This is a genomic window from Azotosporobacter soli (assembly GCF_030542965.1).
Classification (GTDB): domain Bacteria; phylum Bacillota; class Negativicutes; order SG130; family SG130; genus Azotosporobacter; species Azotosporobacter soli.
Genome location: NZ_JAUAOA010000001.1, coordinates 74,739 through 95,206, shown reverse-complemented (window position 1 = coordinate 95,206; position 20,468 = coordinate 74,739). Strand labels below are relative to the sequence as shown.

21 protein-coding genes are annotated in these 20,468 nt (G+C 52.0%); 15 read left to right on the top strand and 6 right to left on the bottom strand.

Annotated features, from left to right (window positions below):
• The first annotated feature begins 3 nt into the window (after positions 1-3).
• The 6 genes from QTL79_RS00420 (at position 4) to QTL79_RS00395 (ending at position 4,314) form a co-directional block, all read left to right on the top strand.
• Positions 4-756, top strand: coding sequence for an ABC transporter ATP-binding protein (locus QTL79_RS00420; RefSeq protein WP_346352950.1), 753 nt, complete (start codon positions 4-6; stop codon positions 754-756).
• Positions 753-1,499: an ABC transporter permease gene (locus QTL79_RS00415; RefSeq protein WP_346352949.1), complete on the top strand. Its 747-nt coding sequence runs from the start codon at positions 753-755 to the stop codon at positions 1,497-1,499. The genes QTL79_RS00420 and QTL79_RS00415 overlap by 4 nt, the downstream gene beginning before the upstream one ends.
• Positions 1,500-1,634: 135 nt before the next feature.
• Positions 1,635-2,045 (top strand): MarR family winged helix-turn-helix transcriptional regulator, encoded by a 411-nt coding sequence (locus QTL79_RS00410; RefSeq protein ID WP_346353256.1) that lies wholly within the window; start codon positions 1,635-1,637, stop codon positions 2,043-2,045.
• A gap of 17 nt (positions 2,046-2,062) precedes the next feature.
• Positions 2,063-2,938, top strand: coding sequence for a cation diffusion facilitator family transporter (locus QTL79_RS00405; protein WP_346352948.1), 876 nt, complete (start codon positions 2,063-2,065; stop codon positions 2,936-2,938).
• A gap of 437 nt (positions 2,939-3,375) precedes the next feature.
• Positions 3,376-3,843: a hypothetical protein gene (locus QTL79_RS00400; RefSeq protein ID WP_346352947.1), complete on the top strand. Its 468-nt coding sequence runs from the start codon at positions 3,376-3,378 to the stop codon at positions 3,841-3,843.
• 36 nt (positions 3,844-3,879) lie between these two features.
• Positions 3,880-4,314, top strand: coding sequence for a DMT family transporter (locus tag QTL79_RS00395; protein ID WP_346352946.1), 435 nt, complete (start codon positions 3,880-3,882; stop codon positions 4,312-4,314).
• A 56-nt stretch (positions 4,315-4,370) separates the two neighbouring features.
• Here the strand turns inward: QTL79_RS00395 and QTL79_RS00390 are convergent, their stop codons facing one another.
• Positions 4,371-5,654 (bottom strand): MFS transporter, encoded by a 1,284-nt coding sequence (locus QTL79_RS00390; protein ID WP_346352945.1) that lies wholly within the window; start codon positions 5,652-5,654, stop codon positions 4,371-4,373.
• Positions 5,655-5,890: 236 nt separating this feature from the next.
• Here QTL79_RS00390 and QTL79_RS00385 point away from each other — a divergent pair, with 236 nt between their 5' ends.
• Together QTL79_RS00385 and QTL79_RS00380 are read left to right on the top strand one after the other, a co-directional pair.
• Positions 5,891-6,847 carry an L-lactate dehydrogenase gene (locus QTL79_RS00385; protein ID WP_346352944.1) on the top strand — a complete coding sequence of 319 codons (957 nt, stop codon included), beginning with the start codon at positions 5,891-5,893 and terminating at the stop codon, positions 6,845-6,847.
• A 270-nt stretch (positions 6,848-7,117) separates the two neighbouring features.
• Entirely contained in the window at positions 7,118-8,296 is a 1,179-nt protein-coding gene (locus QTL79_RS00380; RefSeq protein ID WP_346352943.1) for a pentapeptide repeat-containing protein, read from the top strand.
• A gap of 219 nt (positions 8,297-8,515) precedes the next feature.
• Here QTL79_RS00380 and QTL79_RS00375 read toward each other — a convergent pair whose 3' ends face one another.
• A complete protein-coding gene (locus tag QTL79_RS00375; RefSeq protein ID WP_346352942.1) occupies positions 8,516-9,943 on the bottom strand; it encodes a glycoside hydrolase family 1 protein in 1,428 nt (475 codons plus the stop codon).
• A 161-nt stretch (positions 9,944-10,104) separates the two neighbouring features.
• On the opposite strand from QTL79_RS00375, the gene QTL79_RS00370 reads away from it, so the two are divergent.
• From QTL79_RS00370 to QTL79_RS00345, 6 genes are all read left to right on the top strand, one after another.
• On the top strand, positions 10,105-10,551 hold the full coding sequence (locus tag QTL79_RS00370; RefSeq protein ID WP_346352941.1) for a MarR family winged helix-turn-helix transcriptional regulator: 447 nt from the start codon (positions 10,105-10,107) through the stop codon (positions 10,549-10,551).
• 62 nt (positions 10,552-10,613) lie between these two features.
• On the top strand, positions 10,614-11,312 hold the full coding sequence (locus tag QTL79_RS00365; protein ID WP_346352940.1) for a pirin family protein: 699 nt from the start codon (positions 10,614-10,616) through the stop codon (positions 11,310-11,312).
• 31 nt (positions 11,313-11,343) lie between these two features.
• Entirely contained in the window at positions 11,344-11,943 is a 600-nt protein-coding gene (locus QTL79_RS00360; RefSeq protein ID WP_346352939.1) for a nitroreductase family protein, read from the top strand.
• A 210-nt stretch (positions 11,944-12,153) separates the two neighbouring features.
• Positions 12,154-12,570 carry a bacteriohemerythrin gene (locus tag QTL79_RS00355; RefSeq protein WP_346352938.1) on the top strand — a complete coding sequence of 139 codons (417 nt, stop codon included), beginning with the start codon at positions 12,154-12,156 and terminating at the stop codon, positions 12,568-12,570.
• Between the two features lie 91 nt (positions 12,571-12,661).
• Complete coding sequence (locus QTL79_RS00350) at positions 12,662-13,531, top strand: AraC family transcriptional regulator (protein WP_346352937.1); 870 nt, start codon at positions 12,662-12,664, stop codon at positions 13,529-13,531.
• Between the two features lie 84 nt (positions 13,532-13,615).
• Positions 13,616-14,998 carry an MATE family efflux transporter gene (locus tag QTL79_RS00345; RefSeq protein ID WP_346352936.1) on the top strand — a complete coding sequence of 461 codons (1,383 nt, stop codon included), beginning with the start codon at positions 13,616-13,618 and terminating at the stop codon, positions 14,996-14,998.
• 12 nt (positions 14,999-15,010) lie between these two features.
• On the opposite strand, the gene QTL79_RS00340 is transcribed toward QTL79_RS00345, so the two are convergent.
• Genes QTL79_RS00340 through QTL79_RS00325 form a run of 4 tightly spaced genes read right to left on the bottom strand, consistent with a single transcriptional unit; the run spans position 15,011 to position 19,123 of the window.
• On the bottom strand, positions 15,011-15,790 hold the full coding sequence (locus QTL79_RS00340; protein WP_346352935.1) for a DUF5714 domain-containing protein: 780 nt from the start codon (positions 15,788-15,790) through the stop codon (positions 15,011-15,013).
• A gap of 41 nt (positions 15,791-15,831) precedes the next feature.
• Positions 15,832-17,436 carry an ASKHA domain-containing protein gene (locus QTL79_RS00335; RefSeq protein WP_346352934.1) on the bottom strand — a complete coding sequence of 535 codons (1,605 nt, stop codon included), beginning with the start codon at positions 17,434-17,436 and terminating at the stop codon, positions 15,832-15,834.
• Between the two features lie 2 nt (positions 17,437-17,438).
• On the bottom strand, positions 17,439-18,455 hold the full coding sequence (locus tag QTL79_RS00330; RefSeq protein ID WP_346352933.1) for a uroporphyrinogen decarboxylase family protein: 1,017 nt from the start codon (positions 18,453-18,455) through the stop codon (positions 17,439-17,441).
• Positions 18,449-19,123: a corrinoid protein gene (locus QTL79_RS00325; RefSeq protein WP_346352932.1), complete on the bottom strand. Its 675-nt coding sequence runs from the start codon at positions 19,121-19,123 to the stop codon at positions 18,449-18,451. The genes QTL79_RS00330 and QTL79_RS00325 overlap by 7 nt, the downstream gene beginning before the upstream one ends.
• Before the next feature lie 159 nt (positions 19,124-19,282).
• Here QTL79_RS00325 and QTL79_RS00320 point away from each other — a divergent pair, with 159 nt between their 5' ends.
• Positions 19,283-20,353: a uroporphyrinogen decarboxylase family protein gene (locus QTL79_RS00320; protein WP_346352931.1), complete on the top strand. Its 1,071-nt coding sequence runs from the start codon at positions 19,283-19,285 to the stop codon at positions 20,351-20,353.
• Positions 20,354-20,468 lie beyond the last annotated feature (115 nt).

Genomic DNA, 20,468 nt, shown 5'->3' with positions numbered 1-20,468 from the left:
CAGATGATCCAGATTCGTAATTTGACGGTGTCGTACCCGGCGGACGGTGAGCTGCATACCGCGCTGGACGCGATTGATTTCGCACTGGCGGCAGGGGAAACCTGCGCCATCATCGGCCCGTCCGGCAGCGGCAAATCGACGCTACTCAAGGTACTGGCCGGCATTATCACGCAATACCAGGGCAGCGTCGAGATCGACGGTCAGGCGGTCCGGCCGCAACAGCAGAAAATCGGTTTTATTCCGCAGGATTATGGCTTGCTGCCGTGGCGCAATGTGTATGAAAACAGTTGCCTCGGCGTGAAATTGAAACGGCAGTGGAACGACGAAACGCCGCGGCGTCTCGAAAATCTGCTGCAGCAGCTTGGTTTAAGCGGCCTTGAAAAGCGTTATCCCGGCGAATTGAGCGGCGGACAACAGCAGCGGGTCGCGTTGGCGCGCAGTTTTTTGCTGCGACCGGATTTGTTGCTGATGGACGAACCTTTTTCCGCGCTCGATGCGATGAGCCGTGAAGAGATACAGGATTTGTTTCTGCGCGTTTGGCGCAAACATGCGGTTTCGACCGTTCTGGTCACGCATCAGGTGGAGGAAGCGGTTTATCTGGGCCAGAAGATCGTCGTCCTGTCGCCGTCGCCGGGACGAATTCATAAGGTGATCGACAATCCGCTCTTCGGCTTGGACGATATTCGAAATCAGCCGTCGTTTTTTGCGCTTTGTTCGTCGCTGCGCAAGACGGTGAAAGAGGACTGGGCAAAATGAAGAAACCAATAACGGGCATTTGGCATCTCTACGGCATCGTAATCTTTTTCGGCGTTTGGTATGCGGTCGCCGCCGCGTTGCAGCAGCCAATCATCCCGTCGCCCTGGGTCGTGCTGGAGAATCTGGCCGGAATTTTTTTCGCGAAAATCGCGCTGCACAGCGTGTACAGTTTATGGCGGATCGTCGCCGGCGTTGTCCTGTCGGTGCTGATCGGCATTCCGCTCGGCCTTGGTATGGGCTACTTCCCCAGTTGGGATCGGGCGCTGTCGCCGCTTGTTTATCTGACCTATCCGGTGCCGAAGATTGCAATGCTGCCGGTTCTGATGCTGCTTTGCGGCTTAGGGGAAACGTCGAAGATTTTGATGATATTTCTTATCATCGTCTTTCAGGTCGTGATCGCGGTGCGCGACAGTGTGAAAGGCATTCCGAAAGAAACCTATTATCCGCTCTATTCGTTGGGCGCAGGCTATGCGGCGATCCTGCGCGAGATCTTGATTCCGGCGTCGCTGCCGAAATTTCTGACCTCGCTGCGCATTGCGATGGCGACCGCGATATCGGTGCTGTTTTTTACCGAGACGTTCGGTACGCAGTACGGAATGGGCTATTTCATCATGGATGCCTGGATGCGCGTCGATTATCTCGAGATGTATTCGGGCATTGTCGTGCTGAGCAGCATGGGGCTGGTGCTCTTCGCGCTGCTTGATGAACTGGAGAAACGCTGCTGCGCCTGGCAGTATAAATAGAAGCGGCAGACAAACAGCAACGCGGTCAAAAACGAGCGCGTTGCTGTTTTTAAACCAAGAAAGTTTGACGATCAAACAATTTGAATATAAAATAAATCTAGAATCAAAGGAATAAGGCGGTGAACCGCGTTGGCAATGGAAGAACTTACAGAGCAGTTGTTCGAGTTTTATAATGGCTTTTCAACCTGGGAAAGCTCGGTGATCCGGGCCAGTGACCTGTCGGTATCAGAAGCGCATGCGATTGAAATTCTTGGCGAGCATGGCCGGATGAATATGAAGACGCTGGCCGAGAAGCTCGGCGTCACGACAGGAACGACGACGGTGACGGTCGACCGTCTGGAGCGCAAAGACTATGCGCGGCGCGAAGCGTTAAAAGAAGACCGGCGAGTGAATCTGATTTCTCTTTCGGAAAAAGGCAAGCAGGCGTTTCTCGAACATCACCGCTACCATGTGCAGCTGACGGAGCAGATCGCAGCGGTGTTGTCGGTAGAGGAAGTTACGCAACTCCATTCTTTATTGCAAAAAATTAACCGGGAAGTATTTTAGGAGAAGAGGTGGTTTTGTTGCATCATCATGAGGACAGGCGGAGCAGCGGCAATCAAAGCGGCTTGCTGATTGCCGCTTTGATCACCGGAGGTATCATGTTCGTCGAATTTTTCGGCGGCCTTGCGACCAACAGTTTGGCGCTGTTATCCGACGCCGGACATATGCTAAGCGATTTACTTTCACTGGCGCTCAGTCTATTTGCCGTTTGGTTTGCGGCCAAGCCGCCGTCGGCGCGCAATCTGTTCGGCTATCAGCGCAGCGAAATATTGACGGCGCTCTTTAATGGACTGGCGTTATTTATCATTGCCGTTCTGATCGGCAAAGAAGCCTATGTACGTTTTCTCGAGCCGCAGGCGGTGGCCAGCGAAATGATGATGCTGATCGCGGCGATCGGTCTGGCGGCCAACCTGGTCAGCGCGGCGGTGCTCTTGCGACGCGGCGATGCAAAGAACAACATCAACGTGCGCAGTGCATACCTGCATATCGTCGGAGACGCATTGGGTTCCGTAGGCGCAATCGTTGCCGGTTTGCTGATGTATTATTATCAATGGTATCTGGCCGATCCCATTATCAGCGTGATCGTGGCGCTGATTATCCTGAAAGGCGCTTGGCGTGTAATCAAAGAGTCGCTGCATATTTTAATGGAAGGCGTGCCGCTTCATCTGGATGCCAAGGAGATTGAAAACAGGATCGCAACGATTGACGGCGTCGTTGCGGTGCATGAACTGCGCATCTGGACGCTGACGTCCGGCGTGGATTCGCTTGCCTGCCACTTGCTGATCGAACCAGGAGAAGACGGGCAAACGATTTTGCGGCAGGCGCGCACCCTGATCAAAGAATCGTTTCAGATCCGTTATCAGGCGATCCAAATCGAAACGCAGGACTGCCGCTGAGACGATAAAAGAAAAGAGACGGAGTCAAACGGTCTATGCCGGTCTGACTCCGTCTCTGCTGCGCTTGCTTAGTTTTCTTCTTTGGCAGCGTTTTCTTTTTCGGCGGCTTGTTTTTGACGTCGCTTGTTTGCAAAATAGAAGACTGCGCCTGCGCCGATAACAATGCCGACAATATTTGAGATAGTCATGCTATGTCTCCTTTCTAGCTTTGAAAATAAATGTATTTTTAATGATAGCATAGAAGGCGGTTTGGCAATAGAGAGACATAGACCTCGAAAGGTAGGACGAAAGTATTATTTTCACAAGACGAGCAAATTGCTTTATTGCTTAAAGAGGACAGATAAGGTATCATTTAGCGTGTTATTTTTAGAACGGAAAAACAGCAGCGCGAGGGTATCTGTCGCTGCAGCAAACGAAGCGAAACGGGAGAGGAAGCAATGAAAAAGAAATTGTTAGTAGTCATGGCACTTATAATTATGGCAATTTGCAGTGGTTGTTTCAATGATCCGGTGAAAAGCGATCTGGAAGCGTATGTGAAATTTGAACAAAGCGCCAATAAAGAGATGAGCAGCTTCAGCGCCGAGTTTATCGCTAAGGCGAACGTTGCAGCGGACAAAGCGGAAAAACTGAGAATATTGAATGAAGGCATGCAAAAAATGCTGGCGATCGCCGAAAAACAAAAAGCCTACGAGCCGAAAACGCCGGAAGTGATTGCAATTCATAACAAAGCGCTTAGCGTACTGAATATCACGCTCGGCATGTTTGACGAACTGATTCAGGCACTGGAGACCGACAGTCTGACGCCGGAACAGCTAAACGGAATCAATCGGAAACAGCAGGAAATCAATCGATTGACGACGGAATATAACAATGAAGTAAAAGCGTTGCTGGAAAAAAAGAAATAGCATTGCAACGCCAAATAAATGCAAAGCGGTGATGGGATGAACGGATTGTATCTGCTTGTTTGTTTTATCGGCGGAGCGGCGCTTGCGTTTCAGGCGAGCGTGAACAGCGAAGTCGGACGAAGAATCGGTACGCTCGAAGTGGCCTGTCTTGCCTATGGCGTCGGTACGCTAGCGCTGGCCGCGGCGGTTTATTTCGGCGGTCAGGGAAATTTTGCGGCGTTATTGACGCTGCCGAAATGGAAATGGTTTGCCGGTCTGCTGGGCGCGACGTATATCTTTATTATCGTGCTCTCCGTGCCCAAGATCGGCGTTGCGCCGGCGATCATCGCGACCATTGCCGGACAGCTTTTTTTGAGCACGGTCATCGACCATTTCGGCCTGTTCGGCAATGCGCTCACGCCGGTAAACGGCAGCCGAATCGTAGCGCTTGGGTTGATGCTGTTGGCGACGTATCTTTTTTATAAGGACTGAGAGAAAAAAACGCCTCGCAGTTTTCCTGATGGAAAACCGCTGAGGCGTTTTGCTTTTTACACGGCTTTTTCCCAGGAAGGTTGTTCTTTGCGAACGAGCGGGATATCTGGCTTTACGGCTAACCAGGCCAGGATGCCGATTACTGCGGACGCCGCGGTAGCCAAGATGGCCGCCTGCCAGCCGTAGTTCGTCGCAATCCAGGCGGTTGCGGTCGGTGCGGCGATGCCGCCGACGTTGCCCCAAAAATTCATCCAGCCGGACACCGAACCGGAAAACTTGCCGCCGATGTCGATACAGGCCGCCCAGGAGGCGCTAAAGGTAAAACCGAGCGAACCGAGTGAGAGCGTCAGCCAAAGGACGTTCATATACGGATCGGTTGCAACCGCGCCGAGATAGAGCGCGATGCAGCAAAAGAGCAGGCCGACCGAGCCGAACAGCGTGCGTGCCTTCGATTTGGCGAGACCGCGCGCGATCAGCTTGTCGCTGAGATAGCCGCTGCCGAAGGTGAAGATGCACAAGAGCGCCCAGGGGAGTGAAGCGGCCATGCCCATCTTAGCCAGTGAGAAATTTTGCGCTTCCATCAGGTAAAGCGGCAGCCAGGCCAAAAAGACGTACATGATGTAGTCGGTGATGAAATATTGAATGCCGATCGCCCAGAATTGACTCGAAGTCAGGAAGTCTTTCCAGGGTGCGAGTTCCTTTTTCTCTGCTTCCTGCGTATCCACGCCGTCCTCGATGTGCTGCAGTTCGGCTTCGTTGACAAAACGGCTGGAACGCGGCGTATTGGGCGCAAAATAATACCAGGCTCCGGCGAGAAGCAGTCCGATTAGCCCGAAGACGAGGAACGAGGCCTGCCAGCCCCAGGCGAGCGTCAGGGCGACCGTTGCGGCCGGGCCGAAGACCGGGCCGATGAAAGCGCCGACCAGCGTATAAGACATGCCAGTACCTTTTTCCGATTTGTTGAACCATTTGTAGACAAAATTGCTGAAAGCGGGAAAAACCGGGCCTTCGCCCATGCCGAAGAGGGCGCGGATGATGATAAAAGAAAAGAGGCTGTGACCGACGATCGTCAGCGAGGTAAACAACGACCACCAGATGACCGCGATCGCAACAATGCGGCGATGACCAAAATATTCGGCCATGATGCCGCCGGGAATCTGCATAATCGAATAACCGATAAAAAAGGCCGTTTGAATCATACCCATGTCCATTTTAGTGAAGGCAAATTCTTTCATTAGGAGCGGGGTGGCGACCGATAAGTTGACGCGGTCCATATAGGCGATAAAACTGATCAGGAACATCAAAGCGGCTAATTTCCAGCGGAATTGAGACGGTTTCAAAAGCAACACCTCTTCTTGATTTTAGTTTGACAAAACACTTAAAATGTTTTTGAGGGGAGGACAATGAAAAAATAATAAAGACGAAATATTACGTTAGTGAATTATAACACAAAAAAGAAGAAAAAACATGTAAATGATGAAATTGAGCAATATTAGACTATCCTGGCGTTTGACGCCTGAATAGAAGCAGTATATCCTAAGACAATAGGGGAAAAAGTAAGCAGGGAGTGGATACGATGCAGAAACGAAACAAATTGGCCATCGTCGGCGTGGGGAATGTCGGCACGGCGGTATTAAACTGTGCGCTGTCTTTTAATTTGGCGGCGGATATTGCACTAATTGACATCATTGAAAAAAAGGCAATCGGCGAGGCGCTCGATGCGGCGCATGGAACGCCGTTCACCTACAGTCCGAGTGTACATGTGCATGCCGGAGGCTTTGAAGAATGCAAGGATGCCGATGTGATCATCATCGCGGCGGGGCCAAGCATCATGCCGGGCGAAAAAACGGACCGCCTGCTCTTGGCCGAGCGGAACGTAAAGACGATCAAGGACGTGATGACGCAAATCACGCAGTATACGAAAGAGGCGGTGATCATCATGATCACCAATCCGCTCGATGTGACGCTGTTTTATGCGCAAAATGCATTTGGCTATCCGAAAGAAAAAATCCTCGGCACCGGTACGACGCTCGAGACCGCCCGCCTTAGACGGATTTTGGCGGATCGCTACTGCGTCGATCCGAAAAATGTGCACGGCTATATGTTGGGCGAACACGGCAATTCGGCGTTCCCGGCCTGGAGCCTGATCAATGTGGCCGGCATTCCGGCCGAAAAACTGGACGACTATTTTGCTGCGCCGGATAAGCTTGACAAGGAAAAGGTTGGTTCGCAAGTGGTTCAAGTCGCCTATGAAGTCTTGAACAACAAAGGCTGCACCAACTCCGGCATTGCGATGGTCGCCTGCCGGATCGCGCGTGCGGTGCTCTACGACGAAAAGACCGTCTTTCCGGTCTCTACGACGCTTGAGGGCGAATACGGCATCCGCAATGTGGCGCTCAGCCTTCCCTGCGTCGTCGATGCGCGAGGCGTCAGCCGCAGGCTCGAAGTGCCGCTTCAGGCAGAGGAAATTGAACGATTGAAGAGTAGCGCGGCGAATCTCACGCAAGTGTTGCAGTCGGTTGGTCTCGCATAAAGAGGAACGGCCCGATCGTATGATAAAGGCAGAAAGAGCAAGGCTTCCTTCGCCGGAAGCCTTGCTCTTTCTGCCTTTATTTGTTTTGCCGGACAAGGACGATTTAATATCAGTCTAGATAAAGGGGAAAAGGAGCTGCGTAGCGAAATAACCCAGGTGGGTCGTTTGATCGGCTTCAAAGACGAAAGACAAGACAGAGAAAAAGAAAGTACGCAGATAAATGGTTTCAGACGGAGCGGTACAGCGGAGGATAGGGGAGGTTGAAGGAAGATGGGGAGACGTATTCCTTTAAAAAAAATAACGCAGGCCGATTTTAACCAATCGTTTGCCGCGCATCAAAATGGAGTGCAACTTCATTTTAAAAACTGTGATTTGAACGGGTTGGATCTATCGGGAAAAAAATTTGCCAGCATTATTTTTGAAGATTGCAATCTGAATGACGTCGATTTAAGCAGTACGGTGATTGAAATCGGTGAGTTTAAAAATTGCCTCTTAATCGGCGTGAATTTCGAAAAAGCGGATTTGGTCAATGTCGAATTCATCGGTTGTGCGATGCAGAAAGTCAATTTGTCACATGTTCGCATTGAAGGCGTCGGCATCAAAGAAAGCAACCTGGCCAACGCTTCCTTAAAAAGCAGCGAGATCGAATACAGCGATGCCAATGTTTTTAAGGACGTTAATTTGCATGGCGCTGACTTGAGCGGCACGAAAATCGGCTGGTTTTCCGGCGAGAAAATCAACTTTGAAAAGGCGAATCTGGCCGATTCGAGCATTAGCGAAAGCCAACTGATGAACTGCAATTTTACCGAGGCGTCGCTGGCCAATTCATCGATGTATTCGGTGGCGTTCGTCGATTGCAAGATGGACAAATCAATTCTGGCAACGGCCAAGATTGAAAATGTGATGTTCAAAGAAACGCAGCTAAACGATGCCGACTTTGAACAGGCTGAAATTGCCTACGGCAGTTTTTCCGACAGCAATTTGGACGGTGCGAATTTTAAAGACGCCTCTTTAAGCAGCGTCAATGAATTTCGCAATGTAAGCATGGCGGAGACTGACTTTACCGGCGCCAGCTTCAGCGAGGATTCAAATCTGTATGAAGTGGATATAGCGACAGCCAAAGGCTTGCCGCCCGAAGTGCGGCAGAAGGCGGCGGGCGCAACAAAAGACGCAACGCCGGTCGTGCTGCCGGTCGATCAGGCGCAGGCGGCGCTGGCGGAGTATCAGCGCGAGATCACGCTGTTCACGGCGCGCTACATGGGCAGCGAAGTGAACGCCGAAGTGGACGGAAAAATTGCGCAAGCGATGCTGCAGCAGGGCTATTTCAGCGAAGACATTGTGGCGGCGATTGCGGCGCATTCGCCCAATCCGCAAAACCGGATGCAGCAGCCCGGCGTCTATGCGGCCAATGTGCTGCGCAAGGCGGAGCGGAAAAGTCATCAAAAATGAGACTGTCGACAAAACGAAATTAAAGGGGCCGTTTTTACACGAAGAGTTGAAGAAAGGAAGGCAGGAAGATTTTTTATTCTTCTTCCTTTCTTCTCGCCGGGCCGATACATCGGCCCGCTTCGCTTCTTCGTGTTACCGTCTCCTTTCATCCTTTTAGTCCTTCTCTTTATACTCTGAGGCGGAACGTCATCAAATGACGCTCCGCCTTTCTTTTGGCTTTTATTCTTTTTCGAACAGGCTTTGCCCGTTGCTGGCGATGACTTGTTGATACCAGGCGAAACTTTTTTTCTTGTAGCGTGCCAGACTGCCGCTGCCGTCGTCGTGACGGTCGACATAGATGAAGCCGTAGCGTTTCCGCAGCTCCGCGGTCGAAGCGCTGACAAGATCGATGCAGCCCCAGGTGGTATAACCGATCAGCTCGACGCCGTCGGCGATCGCTTCCGCGACTTGAAGCAAATGATCCTGCAGATACTTGATCCGGTAATCGTCGAGTACGGTCTGCTTGCCGCTTGCATCGGTGACCAGTTCGTCGACCGCGCCTAGGCCGTTTTCCACAATGAAGAGCGGACGCTGATAGCGGTCATATAAAAGATTGAGAAAATAACGCAGTCCCTGCGGATCGATCTGCCAGCCCCAGTCTGAAGCTTTCAGATACGGATTCGGAACGCCGGAGAGGATGTTGCCCGGGCCGCGTTTCTTTTCCGGATCAGCGGTCGCGCACGAACTCATGTAATAGCTGAACGAGATGAAATCAACGGTGTGTTGCAAAATTTCAGCATCGCCGGGTTCCATCGCAATCGCAATGCCGTTTTCTCTGAAATAGCGTTCCATATAACGCGGATAAGCGCCGCGCACCTGAACGTCGGAGAAGAAGAGAATCTCCCGGTCCTGCCGCAGCGTCGCCAGCATGTCGGCCGGGTGTGCGGTCAGCGGATAGTTCGGCACGCCCAGGATCATACAACCGAATTTCGCGCCGGGCAGCATTTCGTGGCCGATTTTAACGGCCAAAGCGCTGGCGACGAATTCATGGTGGATCGCCTGGTACAAATCCTGTTGCGACAACTTTTCTTTGTCGGTGAAGATGCCGCCGCTCATATAGGGAGCGTGCAGCACCGAATTGATTTCGTTGAAGGTGATCCAGTACTTGACCTTGTCCTTATAGCGGGCAAAAATCGTCCGCACATACCGTTCATAAAAGCCGATCAGCTTGCGATTCACCCAGCCGTCATAGGTTTTTGACAGATGGAGCGGCGTTTCGTAATGCGAGATCGTGACCAGCGGCTCGATGCCGTATTTCAGACATTCGTCAAACAGATTGTCGTAAAACTCGAGTCCCTTTTCATTCGCTTCAGCGTCGTCGCCGTTCGGAAAGATCCGCGACCAGGCGATCGAGGTGCGAAATGTCTTGAAGCCGAGTTCGGCAAACAGCTTAATATCGTCTTTATAACGATGATAAAAATCAATGCCGATCAGCTTCATATTGTCGGCGGTCGGTTCGGCGGTAATCGGCCCCATGATGCCGCGCGGCGCGATGTCCTGCGTCGACAGTCCCTTGCCGTCTTCATTATAAGCGCCCTCGCACTGATTGGCGGCGACGGCGCCGCCCCACAAAAAGCCGTCCGGAAATTGTAGTTGCGTCTGTTTCATCGTGCATGCCTCCTCTTATCAAATGCTTGCAACGGAAAAGCTGCTGCAAGGCGAGTCATAAAAATCAAGTAAAATTATAGCATGGATAGGTAGTTTATACGAATCAGAACTGGAAAAGAAAAGCAATTGACAATATCACTAATTAGTGATATTGTTGAAGCATGAACAAGAAAAGCAAACAATATAGCGAAGCCAACCAAATGAATTTGCGCGTTGTGGTGGGACTTTACCGTTCGTACTTTCGCTTGAATCGCAACACGCAAAAACTGATGGCCGCTTACGGCTTGACGGTGGCGCAGTTTGGCGTACTGGAAGCGCTCTACCATCTGGGCGATCTGAAGATCGGCGAGATCATTGAAAAGACGTTGTCGACCAGCGGCAATATGACGGTGGTTATAAAAAACCTCGAACAAGACGGCTGGGTTAGTCGGCGTAGCGATCCGGAAGATCGCAGAGCTTGTTTCGTTTGCATCACGGAACGCGGACAGGCATTACTTGAAGAAATTTTCCCGGTTCATCTTACGGATCTTGATAAGACGTTGGAAAATTTGGCTGCTGCTGAAAAGGAGCAACTCAGCATGCTGCTGAAAAAGTTGAACGGCGTGTAAGCTATTTTGTTAGATGAATATCACTAATTAGTGCTAAAAGGAGAGCGAAGGAGGCGGCAGCGATGCTAAAACGATATCCGGCAGCGGAGCACGGCAAGGCCGACCACGGCTGGTTGAAAAGTCTATTTCATTTTTCCTTTGCCGATTATCATAATCCGGAGCGCATGCAGTTCGGCGCGCTGCGCGTCGTGAATGACGATTTGTTGACGTCGGGTGGCGGATTCGACATGCATCCGCACCGGAACATGGAGATCATTTCGTACGTCGTGGACGGCGAACTGACGCACGGCGACAGTTTGGGAAACCGCAATACGATCGGGCGGGGCGAGATTCAATATATGAGCGCCGGCAGCGGCGTGCTGCACAGTGAATACAACCAGGGTAAGGACACGCTGCGTTTTGTGCAGATTTGGATCGTGCCGCAGCAGACCGGACTCGAACCGCGTTATGGCGATCAACGCTTTTTGTGGCAGGCGAGAGAAAATCGTCTCTTGCATCTGGCAGCGCCGCAAGGCGGCGGGGCTCCGGTGGAAATCGGCGCGGACGCCAATCTGTATGCGGCAACGCTAGACGCCGGAAAAACATTGAATGTGTCGGTGAAAAAAGAGCGGCAAGCGTATTTGCTGTTGCTGGAAGGAAACCTTGAAGTCAACGGCGTGGAGCTTAAAGCGCGCGACGCGCTGGAAAGCGTCGCAGAAGATTTGGCGCTTCGCAGCAGCGAGGACTCACATTTCCTAGTGATTGAAATGGCCAAAGACTAATATATAGTAAAAAATAAAGGGGGAAAAGAAAATGACACGTGAATTTATGCAAGCAGTGAAAGAACGCCGGACGTTTTATGGCATCGGCAAAGAGATCAAGGTAGGCGAAGAGAGGATCAGCTCGCTGATTGAAGAAGCGGTCAAACATACGCCGTCCTCGTTTAATTCGCAAAGCGCGCGCGTGGTCGTGCTCTTCGGCGCACAGCACGATGCGCTATGGAATCTGACAAAGGATGCGCTGCGCAAGGTGGTCCCAGCGGACAGCTTTGCCGCGACGGAAGCGAAGATCGATTCCTTTGCCGCCGGGTATGGAACGGTGCTCTATTTTGAAGATATGAGCGTGATCGAGGGGCTGCAAAACAAATTCCCGCTTTACAGCGAGAATTTCCCGATCTGGTCGCTACAGTCTTCCGGCATGCTGCAACATGTGATCTGGACCGCGCTGGAAGGCGAAGGCTTGGGCGCATCGCTGCAACATTACAATCCGCTGATTGATAATGCGGTAAAAGAACGCTGGAATATACCGGCCGAGTGGAAACTGTTGGCTGAAATGCCTTTTGGCCAGCCAACCGCACAACCGGGCGAAAAAGAATTTCAGCCGCTGGAAACGAGGCTGCGCGTGTATCGCTAAAAAGAAAAGCTGTAGAGCAGAGAGCAGGGCGCTTGAAAATCGGCGTCCTGCTTTTCTTTTTTCGCTTTATAGGTTGGCGTCAGATAAAAGTATGCTTTTTGAAAGACAAAGGGGAATTTTACAAAGTAAGCGGCGTGGATAGGAATCTGGAAAAGATTGGCGAAATAAAGAGAGAACGGCGAAAGAATTTTGCAAAGGGTGTTGATTGCAATGGGGCTCTTAGAGTGGCGAAAAGAGTACGTGCTTGGCATCGAATCGATCGATGAAGAGCATGAACGCTTGTTTAAAGAAGTTTCGGCGTTGGCAAGAGCGCTGTTGAACGACCCCAAAGAAAAAACGCTGAACAGCATTCCGGCCGAAATGGCGAGCGACTTGCTGCAAAAAATTAAAGAACATTACCAACATGAGGAAAGCTGGATGCAGGAGAAGGAGTTTCCTGATTATGAAGAGCACCGGCGTGAACACGAACGTTCGCTGACGGAGCTGACAACGGTACTGCAGGAGCAAGCGGAAAACCGGCTTTGCGGCATCGTCTTGGCGCAAGTGGTGGAAAAATTGGATCGCCATGTTTTGGAGTTTGACAAAAAATTAGGCGAATATAATGCATACAAAGATAAGATAATATAAAAAAGAGCAAGGCGGTCGAAGTAATCGACGTCTTGCCATTTTTCTTTTGTGAGTCACTCGCGTCAGGAAAATTACAAGGGGGGATTCTTTTTTGTCTAGCCGCCATATGATGAACATAAATAAAGCGATCAATTACATTTATGCGAATCTGGATAAAAACTTGAGCGTAGAAGAAATTGCCGCACAAGGCTATTTTTCAAAATATCATTTTAATCGCGTGTTCAAGGGCAGCGTTGGAGAAAATATTTATTCGTTTATTAAACGAATGAAGTTGGAGCGGGCCGCGTTCATGCTAAAGACCGCACCGCATAAGTCGATAACTGATATTGCCGTCGAGGCCGGCTACAGTTCTTCTAACTTTGCGTCGGCTTTTAGGCAATATTTTGGCGTAAGTGCATCCGCGTTTCGGCGAGAGCAGCAAATGCCGTTAAAAGATTCATTTTCCATTGTCATACAACACATTCAGAATTTGAAAAAGAATGAGCATATCTTTAAAGAACTGGATAAAAAAATAAAACTGAAACGAATCGCAGAATTGAATCTCTCCTATAAGCGGGTCATTTGCAATTATACGCGCGACCTGGAGACTGCATGGTGCAGTTTTTGCACGGAACTGGAAGAAAAACAATTGCTGAAGGAAAACACATGCTTTATCGGCATTTCTTATGATGATCCGCTGCTGACGGTGGATGAAGACCGTTGCATCTATGATATGTGTGTCGCGCTCGAGGAAACGGCAGGATATGATGAGCACAACATTAAAGAAGGCTTGTATGCATGCTATGCGTTTCAGGACGAAGCGGCAAAGCTGATCTTGACGTTCAATGAAATTTTTTCCTTGTGGCTGCCGTTTTGCCGTTATGAATTAGAGGATAAGCCGACTTTGGAAATATACCGGTCCGGCATAGACGAAGACGGCAAGATCAGCCTGGAAATTTGCATTCCCATCAAAAACGGTTAAAATAAAAGCCCGAATTCAGAAGAATCCCGGCGGCAAAAAAGATAGACTGCTCATAGGAAAAGATTGCTGGCGGAGGGGATTCGAATGAAGGAAGTAAAGATAAGCAAGGAAACAAGTGTAGTTAAAACTTTTTTGCAGTATACCATTCCCTGTATTATAACGATGTTTCTTACGTCGTTTATTGTGATCGTAGACGGCTTTTTTATTGGCTGGAAAGTGGGCGAGCATGGACTTGCCGCAGTGAATTTTACCTTGCCGATATTATATTTGCTCTTGGCCGTCACTCTTTTGCTCGGCGTGGGCGGCGTAACGCTCGCTACACAGAGCCGCGGTGCAAGGCAAACGGAGAGGGCTAATTATTTTTTCACGCTTTCGCTGACGGCCGTCGCGCTTGTCAACGTCGTATTGGTCAGTTGTTTGGCGGCATTTTTGGATGAGGTTGTCCTGGCGTTAGGCGCGAGCGGCATCACGAAGCAGTACGCGTTGGAATTTCTCGGTGTTTTGCAGTACTTTTACCTTTTTATTATGCTGAATATGGCCTTCTCGATGTTTATCCGAGCCGAAGGCAAACCGCAGCTGGCCTTGCTGTTCGGCGTGGCTGGAAACATTCTTAATATCGTGCTTGATTATTGGTTTGTTGTCGGATTGGATTGGGGAATGCGCGGCGCTGCCATGGCGTCTGGCCTGGCGGTGCTGCTGCCGTTTATCGTCGGCTTGGCTTATTTTGTCAGGCGAAAATCAGCGTACTGCTTTTGCAAATGCCAGGTTAAGTGGGTGGACTTGAAAAATATAGCGTTAAACGGTACGGCGGAATTTATTGCGCAGATTTCTGTTTCGCTTACCACTTTTTTATACAATATAGTGCTGCTGGAGCGGCTCGGCGTGAATGGCGTGGCTGCGCTGACCGTTATTGGTTATGTGCTGTTTTTGCACAGCATGGTCATTACCGGAATTGCAATCGGCGTTCATCCGCTGATCAGTTACCACTTTGGCGCACGAAATAGGGAAAAGATAAACGCGTTTTTGGCAATGGCCGTGAAGGCGGTGATCCTTGTCGGCGGCGTACTCGGCAGCTTGTCGTTTGTCGCTGCCGAAGCGATAATCGGCCTCTTTGCCAACGGCAACGAAGAACTCATTCAGATTGGCCAACTCGGGCTGCGTTGGTTTTCCACCGCCTTTATTCTGACCGGGTATAACATCATTGCGACGGTTTTCTTCACTTCGATCGGCCAGGCAAAAACAGCGGCAGCGATATCGGTACTGCGCAGCCTGGCTCTGGTCGCGCTTTTCATACTTCTCTTGCCGCGCTTGCTTGGCGAACTGGGCATCTGGATTACGATGCCATTGACGGAGGCGATAACGCTTGTCATTGCCTATCGATTATTGCAGCGCTGCAGAGAGAGGGCGTATGGCCTTTTCGCGTCTGAGCAACAAGTCGGGAAGGCTGGCGGGCAAGAACTGATTTAAGAGTAAGTTCTCTTACCGACTGAAACGGCAGGCCATTCCTTTGCAGCCATGCGAGGTGTCTTTTTGATGAAAGCAGCGACTGCGGCTAAGCGGGAGATGAATGCGAAATAATTCTTTCAGTAAGCCGACGCCGCTCAGAATGGCTGTCCGCACGCTTTGCTTGCAGCAGGCGGGACCGCCGCAATCCGCAATCGCGGCAAGGGCGGCATTAGTAGCGCGCATTGCGAGCGTCCGTTCCATGTCGTTCGCGCAGGTTGCGCCAAGCAGAAGACTGAACGTTGTGCCAACAGCCAAACCTGCGCCGCAGGCTCCATGATAAGCGCAACTGCAGGAAGGAATCTGCTTCATCCGGCGCATGCCTTCCAAGATATCTGCATCGGTTATGCAGCGTCTTGTGCCATCCGGCAGGAGAAATTCGCCGTGATTTTTCAACGCGCCGAGCAGTGCTGCTGCGACAAGCGGATGATGCTCGCCGCCGAGTGAAGGCAAGGCCGGACTCTGCAAAAGCGCTTCGGCAATGGACATCGGATCGCGACTGCTTGTATTTAGTGCGTACTGCTGCAAGAAAGCGTAGTAGCCCGCACCGTGGCAGGCTTCACAAACATAATGGCCGTCGGGACAAAACACAGACGTCGCTGAAAGTGCGCCGCAATAGTTGCAGGTTTTCTCTTCGGCATGACTTTGATAAAGTAATTGGCCGCCGCAAACCATGCAGTTTTGCAAATGAGTCTCCGCAGGCGAAGCGCAGCAAGTGGCCGGACAGCAAGCGTTTGACGTTTCTTTGTCGGACATGGCTGTTTCCTCCGTTTCAGACAAGTTTGGCAGAAGATAAATTAAAAGGCAAGACAGCTGACGAACAGTTTATCGAAGTCTTTTTCCTGTGCGAGCTCGAGTACGGATACGCTGGCGGCTGTTGCCGCTGCCTGGCGACGAGCTGCTTGGCTGAGCAGCAAAACCTGCGCACCGCTTTTTGAAGTGTTGCCGATAAAGTCGACTTTGCCGCGAAAGGCGTCCGGCAGCAAGCCGATCGCGAGCAGACTTTCTTCGTTTAGATGATAGCCGAAGGAACCGGCGATTAATACGCGATCAACCGCAGAGGCGGCGATGTTTTGCGCAGCGAGCAGCGCCTCGATGCCGGAGCGGATCGCGCCTTTCGCCAGCTGAAGCTGGCGGACGTCCTGCTGCGTCAGGCGAATGTCGCCGCTGACGGTAAAGGTTAATTTGCCGTCGAGCGAAGACAGGCCAGGCGCTTCTTTATTGAAGCGGCCCGTTTTGCCGATCAGCTTATGCTGCACCAATTGCGCCGCCACGTCAAGCAGACCGCTGCCGCAAAGGCCGAGCGCAGGCTGGTTGCCGATCGTACGTACCTCGCGCTGTCCGTCGGCAGTGAGGCGAAACGCTTCGATTGCGCCCGGCGCGGCGCGCATCCCCTGCGAAATGTTCATGCCCTCAAAAGCCGGCCCGGCGGCAGTCGAAGTTGCGGACAATGTTCCGTTCACAGCCAAGACGATTTCGCCGTTGGTGCCGATGTCGACAAACAGCTGAATGCCGCGTTGCGCGGCTAAATCGGTTGCCAGCAGGCCGGACGTGATGTCGGCGCCGACATAGGCGGAAATGATCGGCGGCAGATAGACCTTGGCAGCGGGAGAAACGACGAGGCCAAGCTCGCTTGCCAGGCGGTATTCATCGCCGCTTGTGCCGGGGGTGTACGGGGAAGCGCCCAGCGGTTGGGGGTTGATGCGGGCTGCCAGATGAAGCATGCAGGTATTGCCGCTTAGCACCACTTCGTAAATGCGCTCACGAAGGATGCCGGATTGCGCCGTCAAGTTGTCCAGCATGCGGTTCAGTTCAGCGATGAGCAGACGTTGCATTTCGGCTAAGCCGTTTGCTGACGAGGCGTAACGGATGCGCGACAAGACATCCTGGGCCAACCTGCTTTGCGGATTCAGCGCTCCGGTCGAAGCAAGTTCTTCGCCGCTGAGCAGATCGACGACGGCAGCCACGAGCGTCGTTGTGCCGACATCGACCAAAAGACCATAGGCTTCCTTACAGGTATCGCCGACTTCTTCGGCAATGGATTGCTCAAAGTGATGGACAACCGTCCGGTTCTGCTGCGGCAGATAGGTTTTGCGTATCGCGCCGTCCAGTTGAAACGTTTGAACCGGGCCATCCTGCTTGATTTGCAGCGCATGCCCATCGGCGCGGTCGATAAAAGAAATCGTGGCATCCGTTTCCGCAAGCGTGGTGCAGGCAAGCACGTTTTTTTTCGCACCGCAGGCATCCGTCAGCGTGATGCGACATTTGCCGCAGGTGCCGTTGCCGTTGCAGGGTGATTCCAAGAGCAAACCGGCTTTTCGGGCGGCGGCCAGAATCGTTTCCTGGGGCGCTGCGCTCACGCTCGTGTGCTTGCCGTTCTGGAGAAAAATAAGTTCCGCCAACGTCAGCCCTCCTTGACCGAGCCGGTCATCGCGCGAATCAGTTCGAGCGAAGTGGAGGTGCTGAGACCGCAGGCCGGCGAGATGATGTCAATGCCGTCCGCCACCAGTCGCCGCGTCTGCTCGGCCACTTGCGCGGCCGAACCCAGTTCAAGCAGATAGGTACTGAGGTTGCCCATCGTCGTAATTTCAGGAAAATCCGTTTTCAGTTGCTTCAGATTGACCATCGCGTCGGTGCTGATGGCGTTGGCATGCAGCGTCGGAAGCTGCGGCCGTACTGTGTTCATGTTGCCGCAGATATGGACGATGACAGGAATGTCGCTGGCATGCAGCGCATCGATGACCTGGTTGAGATAAAAAGCGGCAAACTCGCGAAAGATTTTGGGCCCGAGGATTTCCCCGGTTGCGGTAGGATCGCCGATCGAAATGGCATTGACGCCGCTTTCCGCCATTTGGCGGGCAAAAGCGATCAAGAGGTCAGAGATGTAACGCATCACGCGGTGGCATTCGGCCGGATCCTTGCGGTACTGTTTCAACAGTTCGACCGGGTCCACCAGCGAAGCGGCTGCACTTACCGGCCCGGTAATATTGCCGATCACCGGAACATCAGGGTAGCGCTTGGCCAACAGATCAGCTGCCGCGACCACCGTGGCGATGCGACCGTCGGCCAGCATAGCGGCGATGTTTTTCGGCGTCACGTCGCGCGGCGCGGCGAACAGCTCGCGGGTGATCTTCGGTTCGCACTCCAGCGTGCCATAGGTGACGTCGCTGCCGAGCACTTCGGCTTCGACCGTCATGCAAAACGGAATGCCGATGTTTTCAAAACCGGTCTGTTCATAGATTGCGCCGGCCAGATCCGCCATCAAGGCGGCATCCGTATGCGCTTCGGGCAGCGTATGTCCGCTTTGCTGCATGATTTCAACAATCGCGGCATTCATCATGCCGCCGGTACAGATAACCGGCGGTCTGTCGGTTTTCCGGCCATTCAGCTTGGCAAGCAGTCGTTCTTTCGGCGTTAACATATCGATGCCTCGGGCAGTTCGCTTTCCGACAACAGTGCGCGGACTTTGCGTACCGCGTCGGCGGCGTTGACCGCATAGGCGTCAGCGCCGATCGAATCGGCAAAGGCCTGCGAAATCGGCCCGCCGCCGACTAGGACTTGGAATTTATCACGGTTTTTTTTCTGCGTCAGCAAGCGGATGATTTCTTCCATGCCGGACATTGTCGTCGTCATTAAGGTGCCGACCGCGATGATCTGCGCTTCTTTTGCCACCGCTTCGCTGACAAAATCGGCGGGCGGCACATCGCGTCCCAGATCGATCAGTTCATACCCGGCCGTTTCCAGCATGATCTTTACGATGTTCTTGCCGATATCATGCGTATCGCCTTTGATGACGCCGATTACGACTTTCGCTTTCTTAGCCGTCGTCTTTTTTAGATGCGGTTTTAATATTTCCAAACCGGCATACATTGCATCCGAGCAGAGCAATAGTTCAGGAATAAAATATTCTTCTTCTTCGAACAATTTTCCGGCCCGCTCCATACCGTCGGCCAAGCCCTGCTCAATGCCAAGTGCGGCGTCAACGCCCGCATCGATTAGCGCATGTGCCGCAGCCACTGCACGGTCTTCCTCCATCTCGACGACCGCATCCGATAATTCCTGCAATAAGGTGGCATTACTTTTCGACATGATGATTGTCCCCCTCGTCTTTGTTTTTGTTGACACTTCTTTTTCTTACTTTGTCCAACCGGGAAGGATTTTTCCGATTAACATACAATTACTCTATATAGTATATCGTAATTTTCTATAAATTTACCGCTTGTTGCGAAAAAAACAGGAGGTCACAAAATGAAAATGACTTGGCGAGATGAAATGACGCCGAAAGAACGGATGGCGGCCTTTGCGCGCGGCGAAGCAATCGACCGGATACCCTGTATGCCGCTGGTTACGGATCAGGCTTATTTTTTTATGGGCGGCGATATGTCGCGCTATTATCATTCGGCCGAACTGATGGCCGAAGCGCAGGTGCATGCGTTTGAAACGTACGAATGCGATTCGGTCGGTTCCGGACCCGGCTTGTTTGGAATTGCCGAAGCGATCGGTACGAAACTGACCTTTCCGGAACGCAGTATGCCGTTCGTTTCCGAACCGGTCTTAAAAGACTATGCGCAGCTGGAAAGCATGGAGTTGATCGATCCGGCGAAGTCAGGGCGTTTGCCGCTGATGCTGAAGGCGCTGCGCATTATGCAGGAGCGCGTCAAAGACCGGGCCGGCGTCGGCTGTTCGGTCGGCGGCCCGATCACGACCGCCGCTGCCGTACGCGGCACCGACAATTTTCTTAAAGACATACGCCGCCAGCCCGAGAACGTGCATAAATTGCTGCAGTTTGCCACCGATAACGTGATCCGTTTTATCGATGCGCTTTGGGAACTGGGCATCAAGCCGAGCATTGCCGAACCGACCGCGTCCGGCAGCCTGATCAGCGAACGGCATTTTCGCGAATTCGCCAAACCCTATCTGACGCAGTATGCCGAACATATTATTAAACGCTTCGGCAGCGGGCCGTTCGTCCATATCTGCGGCGACACCAGCAAACTGTGGCAGGATATGGTCGATGCAAAAGCCAGTGTGCTGAGCCTCGACAATCAGATCGATCTGGCCGAGGCCAAACGACAGGTCGGCGACAAAGCCTGCCTAGCCGGCAATGTCAAACCGTACACGCTCTGGAAGGGAACGCCGGACGACGTGATGCGCGAAGCGAAAGAATGCTTGCGCGAGACGTACGGCAGCCCGAAAGGCTTCATGCTCTCCAGCGGCTGCGGTTTGTCGCTCGGTACGCCGACGGAAAATGTAATCGCTTTGATGGATGCCGCGCGCACCTATGGAAAATGGCCGTTAAACCCGGCGCTTTTCGAGTAGTCAAATGACAAAAACCGGCTATGTTGCTTAAAGTGAGGCAATATAGCCGGTTTTTCTTCTTGTATGAAAGGATTTACAAGCGAAGATAAGTATGATACGATCAATTCAAACAATC